This window comes from Alistipes sp. cv1, assembly GCF_900240235.1.
In the GTDB taxonomy this organism is placed as follows: Bacteria; Bacteroidota; Bacteroidia; order Bacteroidales; family Rikenellaceae; genus Alistipes_A; species Alistipes_A hominis.
In genome coordinates this window covers 257,932-275,336 of the sequence record NZ_OEPW01000005.1, presented here as the reverse complement: position 1 = coordinate 275,336, position 17,405 = coordinate 257,932, and the positions used below count along the sequence as shown (strand labels likewise).

Annotated in this window: 15 protein-coding genes; 7 read left to right on the top strand and 8 right to left on the bottom strand. The window is 39.7% G+C overall.

All coding sequences use genetic code 11. The annotated features are described in order from the left end of the window. Positions 1-936 precede the first annotated feature (936 nt). The 4 genes from mobC to C1A08_RS09835 are packed head-to-tail and all read left to right on the top strand — an operon-like array spanning position 937 to position 3,075. Entirely contained in the window at positions 937-1,158 is a 222-nt protein-coding gene (mobC, locus tag C1A08_RS09845) for a plasmid mobilization relaxosome protein MobC (protein ID WP_180951566.1), read from the top strand. Beyond that, positions 1,139-1,288 carry a hypothetical protein gene (locus C1A08_RS13445; RefSeq protein WP_257937101.1) on the top strand — a complete coding sequence of 50 codons (150 nt, stop codon included), beginning with the start codon at positions 1,139-1,141 and terminating at the stop codon, positions 1,286-1,288. The genes mobC and C1A08_RS13445 overlap by 20 nt, the downstream gene beginning before the upstream one ends. Continuing rightward, the gene (locus tag C1A08_RS09840) at positions 1,289-2,287 is read left to right on the top strand and encodes a relaxase/mobilization nuclease domain-containing protein (RefSeq protein WP_306345981.1); all 999 of its coding nucleotides are present in this window, start codon (positions 1,289-1,291) and stop codon (positions 2,285-2,287) included. It abuts the gene before it with no gap. Next, positions 2,287-3,075: a hypothetical protein gene (locus tag C1A08_RS09835; protein WP_145996566.1), complete on the top strand. Its 789-nt coding sequence runs from the start codon at positions 2,287-2,289 to the stop codon at positions 3,073-3,075. Before C1A08_RS09840 ends, C1A08_RS09835 begins: the two co-directional genes overlap by 1 nt. A gap of 63 nt (positions 3,076-3,138) precedes the next feature. Here the strand turns inward: C1A08_RS09835 and C1A08_RS09830 are convergent, their stop codons facing one another. The 3 genes from C1A08_RS09830 to C1A08_RS09820 form a co-directional block, all read right to left on the bottom strand. Next, positions 3,139-4,158 carry a DUF4852 domain-containing protein gene (locus C1A08_RS09830; protein WP_101573110.1) on the bottom strand — a complete coding sequence of 340 codons (1,020 nt, stop codon included), beginning with the start codon at positions 4,156-4,158 and terminating at the stop codon, positions 3,139-3,141. Between the two features lie 164 nt (positions 4,159-4,322). Continuing rightward, a complete protein-coding gene (locus tag C1A08_RS09825) occupies positions 4,323-4,871 on the bottom strand; it encodes a hypothetical protein (protein ID WP_101573108.1) in 549 nt (182 codons plus the stop codon). A 297-nt stretch (positions 4,872-5,168) separates the two neighbouring features. After that, a complete protein-coding gene (locus tag C1A08_RS09820) occupies positions 5,169-6,062 on the bottom strand; it encodes a HEPN domain-containing protein (protein WP_101573171.1) in 894 nt (297 codons plus the stop codon). 541 nt (positions 6,063-6,603) lie between these two features. Between C1A08_RS09820 and C1A08_RS09815 the strand changes: the two genes are divergently transcribed. Genes C1A08_RS09815 through C1A08_RS09805 form a run of 3 tightly spaced genes read left to right on the top strand, consistent with a single transcriptional unit; the run spans position 6,604 to position 8,402 of the window. Beyond that, positions 6,604-7,326 carry a helix-turn-helix transcriptional regulator gene (locus C1A08_RS09815; protein ID WP_101573106.1) on the top strand — a complete coding sequence of 241 codons (723 nt, stop codon included), beginning with the start codon at positions 6,604-6,606 and terminating at the stop codon, positions 7,324-7,326. Between the two features lie 34 nt (positions 7,327-7,360). Then, entirely contained in the window at positions 7,361-7,828 is a 468-nt protein-coding gene (locus C1A08_RS09810) for a hypothetical protein (RefSeq protein ID WP_145996565.1), read from the top strand. Next, entirely contained in the window at positions 7,818-8,402 is a 585-nt protein-coding gene (locus C1A08_RS09805; protein ID WP_101573102.1) for a hypothetical protein, read from the top strand. Before C1A08_RS09810 ends, C1A08_RS09805 begins: the two co-directional genes overlap by 11 nt. A gap of 135 nt (positions 8,403-8,537) precedes the next feature. Here C1A08_RS09805 and C1A08_RS09800 read toward each other — a convergent pair whose 3' ends face one another. The 5 genes from C1A08_RS09800 to C1A08_RS09780 all read right to left on the bottom strand — a co-directional run bounded on the left by C1A08_RS09800 (position 8,538) and on the right by C1A08_RS09780 (position 15,756). After that, on the bottom strand, positions 8,538-9,467 hold the full coding sequence (locus tag C1A08_RS09800; RefSeq protein ID WP_101573100.1) for a hypothetical protein: 930 nt from the start codon (positions 9,465-9,467) through the stop codon (positions 8,538-8,540). 1 nt (position 9,468) lies between these two features. Beyond that, positions 9,469-11,340, bottom strand: a complete 1,872-nt coding sequence (locus C1A08_RS09795) for an ORC-CDC6 family AAA ATPase (protein WP_145996564.1) — start codon at positions 11,338-11,340, stop codon at positions 9,469-9,471. 3 nt (positions 11,341-11,343) lie between these two features. After that, positions 11,344-12,507 carry a metallophosphoesterase family protein gene (locus C1A08_RS09790; RefSeq protein ID WP_101573096.1) on the bottom strand — a complete coding sequence of 388 codons (1,164 nt, stop codon included), beginning with the start codon at positions 12,505-12,507 and terminating at the stop codon, positions 11,344-11,346. A gap of 2 nt (positions 12,508-12,509) precedes the next feature. After that, the gene (locus tag C1A08_RS09785; protein ID WP_101573094.1) at positions 12,510-13,415 is read right to left on the bottom strand and encodes a DNA adenine methylase; all 906 of its coding nucleotides are present in this window, start codon (positions 13,413-13,415) and stop codon (positions 12,510-12,512) included. 811 nt (positions 13,416-14,226) lie between these two features. Next, a complete protein-coding gene (locus C1A08_RS09780; RefSeq protein WP_145996563.1) occupies positions 14,227-15,756 on the bottom strand; it encodes a hypothetical protein in 1,530 nt (509 codons plus the stop codon). Positions 15,757-17,405: the final 1,649 nt, after the last annotated feature.

The window sequence follows — 17,405 nt, the reverse complement described above, 5'->3', positions numbered from 1 at the left end:
TTTTGCATTGGACAATTCGGTAAAGGGCCGGAAATAACCGGAAACAGCCGGAACGGTTGAAACATTTTGCATCGTGGTTCGTATCTTAGATGCCGAAACACAATAAATCGTTTATTGTTAGAGTTTTTATATCGTCGAACCCTTTAAATTTCAAGTCATGTCCGAAATCATTGTAACGACAAGGGAAGAACTCGAAACGATCATCCGGGATGCATTAGCGGCTGTCCTGCCCGACTGAAGGACACCGCAGGCAGTGCCGCCTGATACGATCGCTCTTTCCGGTGCTTTGGAGCTTTTGCGGGATAACGGTTATCCCACCTCGAGAGCCAAAATCTACAAACTTACTTCTGCCCGTCTTCTGCCGCACCGCAAGTACGGCAATCGGCTCGTATTCTCCCGGCGGGAGTTGCTCATGTGAGCCGAGAGCCAAACCCGATCCAAAGACGAACCGACGCAGGCCGTTTTAGCCGTTGCCCGTAGTGCTGCCCGAAAAAAGTAGTACGATGGACAGCGGGAAACTCATGCCATGCGCCGGGACAACCGAACCCTCCCTCCGAGATTTTCAGGGTCTCAGAGTCCGGGTTCGGCTGTCCCGGCGTGCTCAGTGCGGACTGGTTCGTCGGCACTTTTTCTATTGACGCCGTGATTCGGCGTTCATATTTACAGTACGGGTAAAAAGAGTGGAAGCAAGTTTATGTTAATGTAAACATTAACCCGCTTGCTCCCGTCGGTCGGATCGAAAATCCCGTTGGTCTGACTCAAATTTATTATTAAAATCAATCGTTGAAAACCATGAAAAATTTATTGAACAAAGGCGGGCGCCCGATGCTGCCCGCTTCGCAAACGCGATCTTTTTTAGTAAGCGTCCGGTTGAATACCCAAGAGAAAATCCGGCTTCAGTCGTTGTGCCGCCAGAGTGGTCGTTCGCCCGGTTGAGTGATACGCGAGACATTGATGCAGGGATTCGTCCGCGAGCGTTTCTCGCCCGACCATTTGCAATTCGTCCGGGAGTTGAGAGCAGTCTCCAATAACCTGAATCAGTTGGCCCGCCATGCCAATGCGGTCGCTCATGCCGCTTCCGTAACCGAATTGGAACGGGCGCTCGATTCCGTTACCCGAATTTTAAAGACTGTACGCTATGATCGGAAAGATCGTTAAGGGAACGTCGTTCGCCGGATGCGTGAACTACCTGTATAAGGGCGAAGGCAAAGCCCGCCTGATCGACAGTTGCGGAGTCGATCCCCAATCGAAGCAATCCGTTATTACCAGCTTCAGAGATCAGACCTGACTGAATCCCGGAATTAAAAATTGCGTATGCCATACGTCGTTGAGTTTTGCGCCCGGCGAAAAAATATCCGACCGGACGATGACGCAGATCGCCCGCGAGTACATGGAGAAAATGAACGTGTGCGATACGCAGTATATTCTTGTCCGGCATACCGACCGGGAGCATCCGCATTGCCATTTGGTGTATAACCGCGTCGATAACCGGGGAAAAGCGATCCCGGACGGCAACGACCGCTACCGCAATGAAAAGGCGTGCAAGGAACTGACGCAGAAATACGGCCTGTATTTTTCTCCGGGTAAAGAGCGCGTGAACGTGGATCGGCTGCGGGAGCCCGACAAAACCCGCTACCAGATTTACCATGCCGTGAAAAATGTATTGCCGCATTGCCGGTCGTGGCCCGAGTTGGAAAATAGGTTGCGGAAGCAGGGCGTTACGATGCATTTCAAATACAACGGACATTCCGACCGGAAACAGGGGGTGCTATTCAGTCAGAACGGGCGCACCTTTTCGGGGTCGAAAGTGGATCGCGCGTTCAGCTTCTCGAAACTCGACCGCCGTTTTTCTCCGGGTCAGAGCCAAAGCCGGGCACAGGCTCCGGTTTCCGGAGCATCGTCCGTCGGGCCCCGTGTCGCTCCGGTCGTGCATACCACGCAACGCACGGGCGTACAATATTCGGTACAATCCGTCGGCAAACTGCAAACGGCTGTCAGCGGTTATTTGTCCGCTTTCGGCAAAGGCGGATTTTCGGCGAAAGACTGCGGAGAACTCGACCTGAAGCGTTTCGGCGGTTGCGGTCGCATCCCGCTGCCGCCGTCGGACTGCGGGATCGGCATATCGCCCGAACAGATGCAACGCCGCCTCGGAGAATCCCAAGAAGAGTATATCGCCCGTATTACGGCCCTGATCGCGGCTACGACCGAGGCTATTCTCAATCAGATCGCCGAGAACAACCGTAAGCGGCAAATCAAACCGAAACAACAATTTAAAATGAAATTTTAATGATGGAAAATACTGAATTATTAACCGAGTTATATGCTACGGTCAATAAAATCCTGAATATCGTGACCGACCTGAAAAAGAACCGACCGGACGCAAATGCGACACCGTCCGACGGCAGTACGGTCGATCTGGATTTGAAAGCCGATATTTTAAGCCTGAAAGTAGGCTTTGAGTTCTATGTACAACAGATGCAGTTAATGGTACGGACGGTTTCCAATCTTTCGCCGAATTTCAATTTCAGCTTGCCCGACATGACGAACCTCGAAGACCTGTATCGAAAGATCTTGAATGAGATTGCGCTCATCAACCGGGACAAGGCATCTACAAAATCCGTCGAAAGGTTGTGCGAACAGATCGAGGCTGCGGTCCGTTCCGACATGAAAAAAATCGAAAGCGTATTATTGGCTGGGTTCGCCGAGTTGAAAACGTCCGTCGAGAATTTTGAAAACAGCGTCCTGCGAAATCAGCGGCTACGCAACCGGAATCATTTCTGGAAAGCGTTATTGGCCGTTTCCATCGCCGTCATGGTTACGTTGTCTTCCGATTTCTGGCAGTACAGGCGCGACAGTTGGAAATACCGCTACCTGCGGGCATACAATTACGGGCGCGACTCGATGATCCTGATACTCGACGATGTGTACGACTTTCATCCGAGCGATTCGGCGATTCGAAAAAGCAAACAGATTGCCCGCGAATACGAGACGGAGGCTGAAACGGTCGATTATGCCGGAGTGAACCGTAGGTATCAGGAAGCGAATGACCTGCAGAAAAAGCGGCCTGCTCACTAAAACCGTTGATTAACGAAAACGGGCTGAGAATGAAAACTCAGCCCGTTTCTCAAAACGCTTGATTTATTTTATGACTCCCATCAGATTATATTCGCAATTTGGGCAATCATACACTTCCATTTTCAAAATCTCGGCTCCAATGACAGATTGCCGATACATCCTTTCCATGTTTAGAACTTCATTTTTAGGAAGCTCCATTCTTTTGTCGAGCAATTTCATATAGACACGGCCATACGCGAGCGAGGGGATATAGCCGGTACTGGACACTCCTTTGCGCCTTTTGTTGGCTTTTTCGCCATCGCTGGGCGATACGGGCAGAAATTTGAAATGTTCCCGGTTGGTCGGTAAAAAATTAAAATCCGGCTGTGGAATAAAGTATTGGCTGTGGCTGCCATAAAAATCTACCGGATATCCGTTATCCTGAAAATTATATTTATCGATTGAAAGATCTGTTTTAATATAATAGGTTTTCGAAAAATCGAATCCAGCCATTAAGTCTTTGAGCATATTTTCGTATTCCGGCTTTGCCTTGTTGTATTCGAATTCGTCGCTCAGGCAGGCTTGATAAAGTTTTTTGTCTTTTATTTTGATTAAGTACTGAAGAACATAATCCGTTATAGGAAGATTGTTGCTGCGTATACAACAAGCCAGCATTAATTCGGGGGTAAGCTCCGTCGCATTTTCTGCGGTGTGGTCTTCGTATACCCATGCGATCTCTCCTCTTGCTATCGCCGGGTCGATATTCACATATAATTCGTTGGGATAACCGTCTGCTGAAACGACGATTACCGGACGCCCGTTAAAGAAAATCTTATCTGCATTTTTAGGATTGCAATCGATTACTTTCGCTGTTTTGAGATCAAGATTCGCCTTTACCGGATTGTAGCGTACTCCGAATTCAGTCATTGTAGGTTCTTGAATTTCCCAGTACTTTTCGTTGTTTAATCCTTTGTAGCCGATACGAATCGTATCGCCCGTAAAGAGTGTCGTTCCATCATAGACCTGAACCGAATCTTGACTTTGGGCATGTCCCGGGACATAGAATGTCCAAGCGAGAATAAAAATAAATAGTATTCTGTTCATAATGTATTAGATAAAGTAGTTGTATATTATTTTCGATTCCGCTCTTCGTAGCGAGCTATTTGTTCTTTGCAAATTCTGTCGGTAATATCGCGGAGCTATTCGATTTTGGGGGTAAGGGCGTCAATGTTGGCTTTTGTCACGATGGAAATGATTATATCTTCTTGTTATTTAAGCATATTGCTTATTTCGAGTTTCGCTTCTTCAATTGATCGCATTTGTTCTGTCAATATATCAATAGCATCGGACATTGATTTAATGCTAAGTTTTTCTGTGTCATTCGAATTTTTTATAAGTTTAGTGAGAGCTTTAGTGGTATTTAAGTCTATCTTGCCTATAAGGTCATATAAATGGGAGCTATTGATTGAATATAATTCAGGTATTTTGTTAAGCAGGCTGCTAAAGGGCTGGATTACTTTTATTAGTCTCTCTACTTCTTCTTTATTTTTTTGTGCAACAATACTTTTATCACGATCACAAGTTTCCTTCCAGTCGTTAAATGCGGTATCATTGCTTTTTACCCTATCGCATATAATTTTACACTCATCGCAATTCTGTTCCCCTCGCTCACACTTCGTCTTGATTGCTTCTACTTTAGATAAATCAATATTTATAACTTTTTGCGTTTCTAAAAGTGATTTGGAAGAATTATTAATTTTAGATAGAATGGAACTGTTGTCAGTTAATAATTTTATATGGGTCTGAACAGTGTTCATTAAAACCAAATTATAACTACATAGTTCTTTAAGGACAATGTCTAGTTTCTCTTTTTTTTTGGTTTTTTTTTTGATCGGATCTTTTAAAGAAGAATGAGATCAGACTGCCACCTGCTATTGCGCTCAATACGGCGATAATTGCTTCTTTCATTGAATATTAGTATTTTGGGACAAAAATATAAAATATTTCATAATGAAATTCTATCCGTAATCCTGTTATATCGATTCAGCGTTTCTGATAGTCTTGATTTAAGCTATAAAAAATTGAATGTGATTAAATTATATATTGTGTGAATTCTATTTTTTGTTTAACGCTTTGTATTCGGCGATCCGTTCGGTGCAAATCTTTTCGGTAATATCGCGGAGCTGTTCGACTTTGGGGGTAAGAGCGTCGATGTCGGCTTTGGTTACGATGAAGTTCTTTTTGTTGTAACGCGCTTCGATATAGGCCCGCTGCAACAGTTTGAACAGGCGTTCCTCTTCCGGAGTATCGCGCGGGAAAACCTTAGCCAATTCCATCGTGAAAGGTTTGCACTTTTTAATTAGGAAATCGAGATCGTGTTCTTTATATCCGTATAGGATATAAACTAACGGAATTGTTTTTATAAAAGTCTCAGCCGCTTGATGTAACATGAAAGCTGCCAAATGATACCAACCTTTGGACGTATTAAATTTAGCTGTTTCATAACAACGATATGCATCCGGGAATTTATCATCAAAATATTCCTGTGCCATCCGTTGAATTTCAGAATAATTCAGTTCGCGCGGCGCGGCCAACTGATATTCCCCCGAATCATAGAGTATAATCCCCTGATTCAAAATATCGACGTAAAAATAACGTCCTTCGGACAGCGCATGGTTCAGTTTGGAAATACTTTCATTGATAAACTGCGGCCAAGTCTGAAATTCGTCGGCCCGGCTTTCCAAAAAACGGTCCCGGATACGGGTTTCGGCAGTGCCTTCCCGCACTCCCAACCGCTTTTTCGTCACGACCAAAATATCGTAGTCGCTCATAAAATAGGTTTTCACGCCGAAGTCGCGGCGTTCGTCGCACTCGACATAGGTATTTTTGGCGTAACTGCCGTAGAGAATAACCATTACGACGTCTTTTACCTCGTCGCGGATCAGGCGGACGAGTTCGTGCAGGTCGCGTTGTTTGCGCTCGGGCAGGAAGTCGATCGAGGTCTTCATACTCACAAAATTAGCAAGAAATTTCCAGAAATACATACCCGGTGCGCTGAATTAATTTTTATTCGTATCTTTGTTTTACGGTTCCTTAAAAAAGGTTTGTTGTACAGGGGGCGGCTCGTGCCGTCCGGGAACGAACCTAAAAAGCAATTACTATGCAAACTTTAAGGAACTACAACGATTCGGCATAGCCGAAGGACATAACAATATAAAGGGTTACAACTCTTTATACCTCAGCACAAACGTGGAAACCTCTTCCAAGAGGGTTTGAGATAGGTATAACGGTTGTCTGACCTTGTTGTGTTCTGTCCGTTTGGGACGGAGCTGACAAGGGCGCAGGACAGTTACCTATTTCGGGTTTTCCACGACCTGTGCTGAGGGGCTGCAAATGCGCCCTCTTTTTTTCTCCCTGCACAAGACCGATCTATATTCTTTGCTACGGAATCGCGGGCGCTATTTTCCAATCCAAAATCCAGCATCCATGACTACGCGAATCCGACACTTCTCCGTCCTGCCGTTGGATCGCCTTGCAACGTAACGAGCCATGAACGAACCGACCAATGCAAACTGGGAACGGCTGTGTAAAGTGATCGAACATTCGGGCCTTTCGGTCAATGCCTTCGCCCGCGCCATCGGTCTGTCGTGCGGGGAAACCCTCTACCAGATCAGGCGGGGCAATAACGGCATCAGCCCCAACGTGGCCAAACGCATCCACCAGAAATATCCCGGCTTCAGCCTCGCATGGCTGATGTTCGGGTGCGGGGAACCTGTGTCCGAAGTCTCCAATTCCGGTTCCGTCGCCCGGATTCCGGTGTACCGCACGCTGCCCGAACGCCTGTTCCGGGGCGAACCGGACGACTGCCTGATCCTCTCGGCGGCATCGTCCCACGGGGCCGAGTTCGCCGTGCCTTATGCGGACGATCTGCTGAATCCGTTTCTGCGAAATTCATTGTTGCTGCTCCGGGAGCAAAAAGGCGCAATCCTCTACGGCAATATCCATCTGGTTGAAACCGAACACTTCCGCCTGTTCCGCATCCTGCAACCCGCGCCGAACCAGTCCGTCCGTTTAACGGTTTTGCCGGGTTCTGCTTTGCCCGGAGCCACTTTGTCCGATTCCGCCGGGCTGAACGGGCAAAATGGACGGGCAGGGCTGAATGAGTTCAGGCGCGTTCCTGCCGAAAATCCTTTTGCCGACATCGTTGTTCCGCGCAGTAGTATCCTCTCCCTCTGGTTGGTCTGCGGCGCCGTCTGCGACCTGTGCCGGTAAACGATTTACCAAATTACTATTATTGAATATCATTATGAAAAAAGAACTCTTATTATCCCCGCACGAACTCGACCGCTACAACCGAAGCGCCGATTTCCTGCAAAACCATACCATCGTATTCGTCAGCCAGCACGAAATCCCCGATCCGCTGTTGGTGTCGTGGTTGGAGTGCGATCCGGTCGGAGTACTGATGAAATTCGCCGACCAGACCGCCGAACCCGGACAAATTTTTACCTACGCGATCTATTTGTACGCCTACGAGTTGCATGACCGGTGTTACCATCAGATTTTGGGAGAATCGTACCGCACCCCGCCGGAAATCGTGATGCTGAATTTTCTCCGTTACCAGAAACTACTGCGCTACACGGCTTTTCTGCGTAACCGCCGGATCGAAACCCCGCCGTTCCAGATTCTTCATTTTATGAACTATCTGACGATCTACCCGATGATGAGAAAGTACGCACACGGTTACATGAATGACAAACAGCGCAATGGGGATTGAAAAAACGAACCGGGAAATACTCGTCCGGTTCGTCCGGGAAAATTTCAATATTCGTTCCAGGGAGATACCGGGCGACATATTGCGTCGGCTGCGGGTAAAGGGCGATCCCGATCTGGACGATTTGACGAAACCGCGCTTTCAGCCGATCCACGATTTGATGGCGGATATGATCGCCCTGTACGAAAAGCGGCTGAACGTGAATATCCGGATACTCAGCATGGACGAATACGTGCGGCTGTCATGCCGGGCGAAATACGCCTGCCGCCTTTGCGGGTTTATGGAATACCTGTTCGATGCCGAAAACCGAACGGTCTACATCGAGAGATACGAATACGATATCCGGGTCCTGATTTTCCTGTATTATGCCGATGCGGTTTTACGTTCGCGCGGTTGGTTCCGTCGCCCTGTGAGCAATATCCGACTGTTTTGCATCCATGCCTATCCGCCCCTGTCAGTCTTTGCGCTCAACAGGCTACACCGGTTCAGAAACCCGTTTATTAGGCACGGGAATCGCTATTTGATGTATGCGCCGGAGGATTTGTGGAAAACGCGGTTCTGGTTTAACAAGTATTAATAGATGATTCTCTGATAATATATATGCTCTTGATAGATTTTATATTCTTGTGAGAAATACTTCATTACAACTTAAACATATTTTACTATCACAACTTTATGATGTTAAAGTTAAAACAGACAATAATAATTTAAGTCAATTAAATACTAATTCAATACTTATTGTATCGCCTGTTGGTTTTCTATTCATAATTGCATCATTGTCATCATCACCCGCACTTATTCTCCAAATATCTACGTTGCTGATGCTTAATGATGTTATGAAACAAAGTAACGTGAACGGCTTGGGGCCACATGGGGCTATAACAATACGGAATTTTTCATTTAGTGTTTCACATAAATCATATAATAGCATTTTTGTATATAACATATCTGATAAAATATATGGGAAAAGGTTATTTTCAGAAACGCTTGTAATTACCTCTTTATTTTTTATTTTCACAATATCGGTATATGGACTTTTATCGGTGTAAAATAGATAGAGAGCTTCAGCGTCGAAATATTCTCTTAATCCAAATACTCTTTTCTTCTCATACCCAAGACCAGCTATTAATGCTGTTGCTTTGGTAGGAAGGGACAAGTTACAATAAGAATTTATGGGATAGAAATTAAAGGTTTCAGGTTCTATTTCGGGAGGGGCAACATATTCAGCTATACTGTAAGAAAAATAAAGTTTGATTTTTATATCTGATTTATCTAACATTCTGAAATATTTTAGAATCCCCCCGTATATAACCCTTGTCATAGAGGAATAGTCGATTAAAATATTAATATTTTGCGATGTTGAATGGTTGATAAAATCGTCTAATAAGTAATTAATTGTCTGATTATCATTGCCTTTTATGGGGATAAATTTAAAACCTTTTTTTTCAAAAAAAGCATCATTGATTATGCGATTAGAGTGTTCCTTGTTGTCTTCAAATGCGAGAACTATTTTTTTCTCAGCATTAATCCCATTATTACTAATGAAAGAAGCACGTTGTTCATAGCCTGAAGCGGCGATAAACAAATCGAATTTCAAGGGGAAATTAAATAAGTCAATCTGTTTAAAAGAATGTAATCTCATCTTATTTCAAATTTAAAGTAAGTTGAGTATCTGGTTCATTTTTTAGTAAGGGAGCTATTATCTCGCTAAGATTTTTTTCTCTGTAGGATCTTTGAGGCAACCCAAAATATGGATGTAAAGAATATGATAATCTATAAGTTCCTAATGTATTTCTTTGTCCAAATACATTTTTTTCTACTTCAAGGGCTAATATACCACCGGCTTCAAGACCTTTATTGAATAATGATTCAATTTCTTTGGGACATTTCTCATCAAATTTAATGCGACTATATGGATCCGCACTAAAATTCTCTCCAATATATTGATCTTTAAAATACTGCCCAATAAGATTGATGATATGTTCTAAAGTAATTGTTTTACCACGAAAACGCACAGCACTGTCTGAATAAAATGCTATTCGAGGGTAAAAATATTCCATGCAAAAATTATTTATAATAGTTGCTTGGGTATTTACATTTATTTTTTTTGGATCTCCACTCGAATTAAGTTTCATTTCCGGTAAAAAATTATTAATTAGATTCACGAATGCTCTTGGATTTCCATCTGCAAACTCATAAATGAAATCGATACCGTGATAAAATGAAACAACTTTCCGAGAACGTTTTGTATTACTGTTTCTATTGAAATAATAGCGATATAATACAATGGGCTTGATTTTGCGGTGTATTTGGTCTATTTGAGATTTAGTTACCGGAACTGGATTAAGTGGATCTAATCCTTTTTTGAGTAGATATTTATAAAATGATTTGTCATTTTGGGCTAGTTCTTTCATTACTAGCCACATTATGCCGTCTTTGTTGAATTCAGTTTCTTTTTTTGTTGTATATATACTGGCAAATTTTGATTTATCAGATTCTTTAAGACCTAAATTATAATCGTTTACTCCAAAAAAAGATTTTGGAGTAAATGTTTTTCCAAATTTATTTCTTATTACTTTTTGCATATAACTTTCACAGAAATCTTTCCAGTTTTCTTGTGATTTATTGTTATAAATTCCCATTTGGATAAATTCGTAATCATCCCCCGGAGCAGACGATACGTTTAATATTCCTTTGGGAACCTCTATTCCACTTGACACTTCAGGAATAGTTGTCATTTTATATATTATTTTTTGACTTCTACTTCTGAGGTTATTTTTTAATAGCTCCTCAAATAACCAATGAGGAGCTATTTCAAGTTCGTCGAAACATAAAGCCCATATAAATGGGCGATTTGCAAAAAAGTCGATTGATTTAAAGATTTCTTCAAAAGCATTTATTGCGACCTCTACTTTGTTAACAAAATCCCAATAACAAAAATCGTCTAATTCGACTTCTGTATTGTTTTTATTTATGATAATGTTTAAATCATCAACATAAGACAATAATTTTTGTGATATAGCATATATTTGAGGCACTATTGGTTTCGGAAGTTTCCATAAATTAATTAATTCTATGGATAAACGAGTTTCCAGTTCTGAAGTATTGTCATCGCCTTTTGAGATTAGATTAGAGAATGTGTTACATAAAGCATTGAGTATATTCAAGTTTACCAATCCTTTTGAAATAGAAGTTATGAATGCGGGATTATGACTAAATTTATTTTCAAAAACACTGATTTGTTTATTCCATTGTTTGTCAGAGGGAATATAGACTCCATAAAACTCAATTTGTTCCATGAGTCCTCCTTTATTTACAGCATCCCAATGTTTTATCGCTTGAGGATGGAGCATTTTTAACAACGTTGTTTTTCCACACCCTCTGGATCCTATTAAGAGACTATTATTAGGATTAATTATTTTTTTAAAATCGTTCGTGATAATGAATGTTTCAGCTACTTGTTTAAAAGTCATGTAGCGAGCATTGAACGAATCTGATGAAATTTTTTTTGCCATGATCTAGTCAGTTAACATTTTGCATAAATGATCTGCTCCTAATAAAAGACTAGGATAAACTATTATTTTCCATTTTTCACGTAAATATGTTTCCAATTCTTCTTGTTGAGATGGATCTAAAAATTCTAATGCAGGAAATTGTCTTAATACATCAATAAAAGGTAAATGCACATTATATTTTTCTTTATAATACCATTTCTTATTTTTTTGAATGAGTTCATCGGCTAAAGCCTTTACATTTTTTTCATGATATCCAAAGCCTGTTTTAGCAGGGAAAAGGGTTTTTGTGTCTGGCTGTTTCCATCCTGCATTATGCGCAAATATCCATGTATGAATAATCCCTTGACAATTATGATTGACTTTATTTATCTCTAATATGTGGAATGTGTTTTTTTGCCCGTATTCAATTACATTTTCTAAAGATGCAAAACTCCCCGCACAAAAAATTACTAAATCCTCATAATTTCTAATTTTAGGGAAATGTTTATGCCCATGTATTATTAAATCAAAATCATTCTTTTTTAGTAAATCTAAAAGAGTATCTCCTCTGTCTATAACATCATTCTTTTTATAGATATCATCCATGTCAGAATGGTTGAGTGGATGATGATGACATAATGCGATTTTGATTTTATCTGAGGAGGCCAATTGTGACAATTCGTCATTTAATTTTTGAAATAAATAGTGGTCAAATGATGGTTGCGTATTGAGAGATTCTGAATTTGTAATATGAAATGACGTATCCAGTATGAGAAAAATTAAATTATCATCTTCTATAATTTTATAATGATTACTCCAATATTTAGGATCGTTAAATACATCACAATCATAATCTTTCATATGTCGGCATGTATCGGTTGCATTGAGATTTATATCATGATTTCCATTTAATATAATCATTCTTTTTGCACCCAATTTTTTTTGTAGATCTTGGATATATCTCATTCCATCATAATAACCTTTACAATCGCCTTTATCTGCGATATCTCCTGTGCAAATTAAATAGTCTGCATTAATAGATAACGACTTTAATGATTCTACAGGATGTCTATTTTTAGGAACTGGTGTCAATTCGCCATGTAAATGAGTAATTCTTTGAGTCCCTTTTTGACTAGTGCAATGCAAATCACTAATCACAGCTATTGTTATAGATGAAGGATTATTCATTATTAATAATTCGTAATTACAATTTCGGAAACTTTATTTCTTTTATTCGGAATGCTGCTCATCATTCTGTTGGCTTTAATAAATGCAATATTGTATTGTGAATAATATTTTTGAACATATTCATCATTAACTTTAAACGAATTGTTTAACATGAATTTAACGCCATTTTGATTTAATATTTTTAGAAGGTGCATTAAACGATCATTATCTTTCTCATTAAAACCTAATTTATAGTAATCATTAAATCTTGCCGTTTTACTTATGGGCCTATATGGAGGGTCCAAATAGACAAATGAATCTTGAGGAACTTGGTCTAAAATATCTTCAAAATCAGAAATTAGTATGTTAGTCTTTTTTAAAATACTAGAGATTAGTAGCATATTGTCGTATTCGTATAGAGGGGGAGAAAAGTTTTTCCCAAAAGGAACATTGAAATCTCCTCTTAAATTTTGTCGATATAAACCATTATAACAGGTTTTATTCAAAAAAATCATTTGAGCAGCTCTTGGTATCCATGCATTTGAATATTTTTTGTAGTTAATGTTGAATCGCATGTAATTATATGCAGTTCTCAAATCGTAATAGAATTTTTCTTTATCACTTTCGGACAACTGCAGATATCTAGATTTAAGTTGGTCTAAAATCTGAATAAGTTCTTCTACGTCATTTTGAATAACTGTATATACAAGAATGAGTTCTTCATTTATATCAGACAATACGACTTTTTCAAAAGTTTGTTGTTTAATCAAATTAAAAAAAACAGCTCCACTGCCGAGAAAGGGTTCGTAGTAATTTGTTATCTCTCCTTTTTTAATTTCCGGTGGTAAAAATATCTCTAACTGGTTAAATAGTTTATCTTTACCTCCAGCCCATTTTAGAAAAGGTTTTATTGATGGATATTGGGTCATGAATTATAGGCCTTAGAAGATTGTATATTGATATTGGTTCGTAATTTTAAAATAAAATTACAATAAAATTTGTAAACGCAATAATAATTACGCTTATGAATGTCTGTTTTATATCACAATTTACAAGGTTTGTGAAGTAAATGCCTTTAGTTGTGTGCAAATTGTGTGCACCAAAAAGAAAAGGGGTTGCGATTTTCATCGTAACCTCTTGATTTTCTGGCTCCTCAACAAGAAATTTTGCAATTTTTACAGTGAGGTGTATTTCAGTCTTTTATAAAGATGTCTTTCCCGTTTTTCTCCGATTTTGCACTATGCCAGTCGCTTTATACTTCTGGCTTTTGCTCATTACTATGAATGTACTTTGACCTTGTTAAATCAGTCTCAATACAAATATATATATATTAATCAGGGAAACCAACTGTTTCCCTGAATTAAATGAACTTTGTTTGAGTTGATTTTTAATCAGGTAAATTTATGATATGGAACGGTCGTTTTTAACCTGCTGTATATGTCATGTATCGTTTAGATAAAAGTTTTTTCCCGAACTCATCCGGATTAATGTAGTTTCCCTAAATAATTCATTACAATCTCTAATTCGGTTAAATCGAATTTTCCAAATTCTGTTTCTTTTCACTTTAAGGTATGAGGATTCGTATGCTATATCCGAAAAACTATTTACGTTTATATATACCATATATTGAAATAAACAAAAAATTGTCGTGAATCTGAAAACAATTTTGTCATTATTAATGTTATAGATCGTCGAATAATCCTGCTATAAGAGTGTTGAAAATTAGTAAGTTACAATAATTTAAGATAAAAACTTATTATGAATAGATATTATTTGATGAAGTTTTTCTTCAAACTCCTTTTTTTTGTGCGGATCGGTAATTTTGTTTAGAGGCATCCTTAAGATTTCTATAAACTCCTCTTGCGTCCGTTTGCTTTGCTCTTTTATATCTTGATGTTTTTGTTGTATTGTTATTTCATTGATATTTAATACTCTTGGAAGTATCTTTAATAAAAGTACAGCTTTATTGAGTTCAAAGATTGCGACGGATTTTTCTGATTCTTCAAAAAGTGTTACAACATTATCTCTATTCATGTACCTATAATGTACAAAGCACTCTCTTAATATGGTATTATTAATCGTATTATCCGATGAAATTTTTTCCAGTCCTTCTTGTATCTCTGTCAATAGTTTTTTTATTCCTTCATCGTTGGAGTTATGCAATGCCGGAAGTAATTTGGTTTGCCAGAAAGATTTTTCCCGTTGCTTTTCATCAAAACCATACAAATGTCGACACCCTTCATATACAATTACTTCAATATGTCGCAAATTTAATTGTTTTTCGCAATACGATTCAGAGGATAAATATGCTCTTATGGCAGAACATAAATCCAGATATATTAACAATACTAATATACCCGGCTTCATATCATCGATTATCGCCTCTATATTTTTTGTTAAAGCGATTTTGTCAATTCCGAATTTATCGTTGACTCTTTCAGCAAAATCATTTTGCATTTTTCGAATGTGTACCATTTTGTCCAAATTTTTGCTATATATTTCTATACTCTTTCCTAAAGAATCAAAAAAATTATGAATATCAGGGGTAAAAACATTGATTTGCTCCAACAATGGAAGATTTGTAGATGTAGGTATTACATTCGTTTTCAATTCTATTTTGATTCGATTGAGATATTTACTTAAAAAACAAACTAGTTTATCTATTAATTCGAGAAATTTATTGACTCGTTTAGCTTCGACATCCTCACTTAAACTTTGGTAATATTCGTAAACTTTAAAAGGATCTTTATCATAATGAATAGCAAGATTCCGATTGTCAATATCCATTAACTTACCATTATTATTTTTTGTTATAAATTGTTTCTTGAACTCATCTAAAACTTTGTCAAAAACGGCGATGTCATCATTAATCTCTTGATTATTAAGTGCACTTGCTATGGACTTAAATTTTGTCCATTTTGCATTGTCTCTGTCTTTTTTGTGTAATGCGGATAAATATTTATATCCTTCAATAACGGTAACGTTTACATATCGTATATTAACTCTTTTTTCATTCGGATGCTCTGATCTGAGTTCAGCCCTGAAAAAAGTAGCTATATCCAGATTTACGGTAACTGCAAATGCAAGTAATTCGTATAAGTCTAAAGCAAAAGTTTCTTCTTCTGTTTTATTTTGACGTTGTTGTAATGCCTTTATAACAGCAACGGCATTCTGTAACTTAGGATAAAGCAAAACGAAATGATTTCCCATGTTTGTATACAAAGCGGCTAGGGTTTCCGGAGTTGCTGGTTTATAAGTTTGTGTAGTCATTTCATAAATAGTTATGTTAAACAAAATTAACAAAAAAAAGAAGTGTTTTATCATTCTTTTTATTGCGCAGATAAAAAACAGCGAACCATATTCCGTAATTCATGCTCAAATTGAAAAGGATACTGTTGACTTTATCGACGGTAAGGATCAATGCTGATAACATCCTGACGCTAAGAAAATAAACTGAGAGGCCCTTGTAATTATTAAAATAATCCGTATGTTTGGGCCGTTATCATTACGTCAAACTTGATTGATTATGGAGACTATTGCAGATAGTGACAGGTGTGCCGACAGGCGCATGAACCGTAGCAAATAGTCCATTCCCTCGCCCGGCATGGACTGTTTCGGCCCGTGCCCTTTCCCACATCTTACATACAAAACTGCCTGAACCCGCGCCCCTCGTTTGGTCCGGGAGACTGGCTGGCTTTATCCGAAACGGGACATTTCCTTTCCGGTACAATTTGGTCCGAACAAATTGCGAATCAGAAAAATGCCCAAAATCGCGGAAAAAGCAAAAAAGTTCTTAAAAAGACACAAAATCGGAATACTCGGTTGTTGTTCATTGCGATTTGTTTCGTATATTTGAACAAACAATTTACCGGAAACGGTGGGTTGGCTTTGCAGTTGCGTTAAATTAGGACCTTAAAGTAAACCAGCAAAGCGCAAAAGTCCTCACATTACGGCTCATGCCCGGTGCGAGGTATTCAGATTTTGGATTCTATACCTTAACGGGTGTGGGCCTTTTGTGCTTATATGTGTTTACAGGCTGTCCTAAGCCTACGCAACTTATCTGCCACAAATCCACACTCGTTTTTTATTTCCGGTAAATTGAAAACTAATAAACCGGATTCAATGTGTGCAGCACAATTTCATAAGAAAATTAGTATTAACTTTTAAATGAAAGATTATGTTATCTTTGCAGGATAATAATACGGTTTAGACCGTAACATATCGCTAAAGGTTAAACGACCTTTATACCTTGTGGTAAACTTCGGATTGTTATAGAAATATAACATTATCATGTCTCGGTATAAGAGTTGTTGAAACCCTTGCCATGCCTCGGTACGTGTTACCGGGGCGGGGCTTGGGCGTAAGGACAACTACCGAGACTAAGGCTCCGAAGGCCGACCGCAAGGGAAATTGTACCTGCGTCCTCGCCCTTTTTTTATTGCCTTACCGCAACGGGCCGGACGCCGGGAAATCGAATGAAGTATCAACTTCTATCCCGGTTACTATGTTACGGCCAAAATCTAAACCCTGTCATTTATCCGCAGCCGGAGAACTCCGGCCATGCGCGGCGTATTCCGATCAGAGCGTTCGGGAAAGCCCCGTATTTCCAAACCGAAAACTAAGGGAGTGCGCGGCGTTCGCCTGTTCATGTGAGGACGGCAGGCCGGACAATCCCGTGCCGTCGCACTCCCCTTCCGATACAATTTTTCTCTACACCGATATAGGCCGGACACGCACCGATGGGTTTTCATCGGCAGCGTCCCGACTTATTACATTACCCTTTTTTACTAATTTTTTCATAACCGGGGGACGTGCAATCCGGCAAGCTGTTGTCGAAATATGGGTATGGGTACGATTGCTTGGGTGCGTCCCCCTTTTTTCAGGATATTCCAATTATTTATTTGATAGATGTTCTATAA

Bases quoted from the DNA above. Each gene is read 5' to 3' on its own strand.
- C1A08_RS13445 (WP_257937101.1), top strand. From the start codon at position 1,139: ATGATCGGAAAGATCGTTAAGGGAACGTCGTTCGCCGGATGCGTGAAC.
- C1A08_RS09835 (WP_145996566.1), top strand. From the start codon at position 2,287: ATGATGGAAAATACTGAATTATTAACCGAGTTATATGCTACGGTCAAT.
- C1A08_RS09830 (WP_101573110.1), bottom strand. From the start codon at position 4,158: ATGAACAGAATACTATTTATTTTTATTCTCGCTTGGACATTCTATGTC.
- C1A08_RS09825 (WP_101573108.1), bottom strand. From the start codon at position 4,871: ATGAACACTGTTCAGACCCATATAAAATTATTAACTGACAACAGTTCC.
- C1A08_RS09820 (WP_101573171.1), bottom strand. From the start codon at position 6,062: ATGAAGACCTCGATCGACTTCCTGCCCGAGCGCAAACAACGCGACCTG.
- C1A08_RS09815 (WP_101573106.1), top strand. From the start codon at position 6,604: ATGAACGAACCGACCAATGCAAACTGGGAACGGCTGTGTAAAGTGATC.
- C1A08_RS09810 (WP_145996565.1), top strand. From the start codon at position 7,361: ATGAAAAAAGAACTCTTATTATCCCCGCACGAACTCGACCGCTACAAC.
- C1A08_RS09805 (WP_101573102.1), top strand. From the start codon at position 7,818: ATGGGGATTGAAAAAACGAACCGGGAAATACTCGTCCGGTTCGTCCGG.
- C1A08_RS09800 (WP_101573100.1), bottom strand. From the start codon at position 9,467: ATGAGATTACATTCTTTTAAACAGATTGACTTATTTAATTTCCCCTTG.
- C1A08_RS09795 (WP_145996564.1), bottom strand. From the start codon at position 11,340: ATGGCAAAAAAAATTTCATCAGATTCGTTCAATGCTCGCTACATGACT.
- C1A08_RS09790 (WP_101573096.1), bottom strand. From the start codon at position 12,507: ATGAATAATCCTTCATCTATAACAATAGCTGTGATTAGTGATTTGCAT.
- C1A08_RS09785 (WP_101573094.1), bottom strand. From the start codon at position 13,415: ATGACCCAATATCCATCAATAAAACCTTTTCTAAAATGGGCTGGAGGT.
- C1A08_RS09780 (WP_145996563.1), bottom strand. From the start codon at position 15,756: ATGACTACACAAACTTATAAACCAGCAACTCCGGAAACCCTAGCCGCT.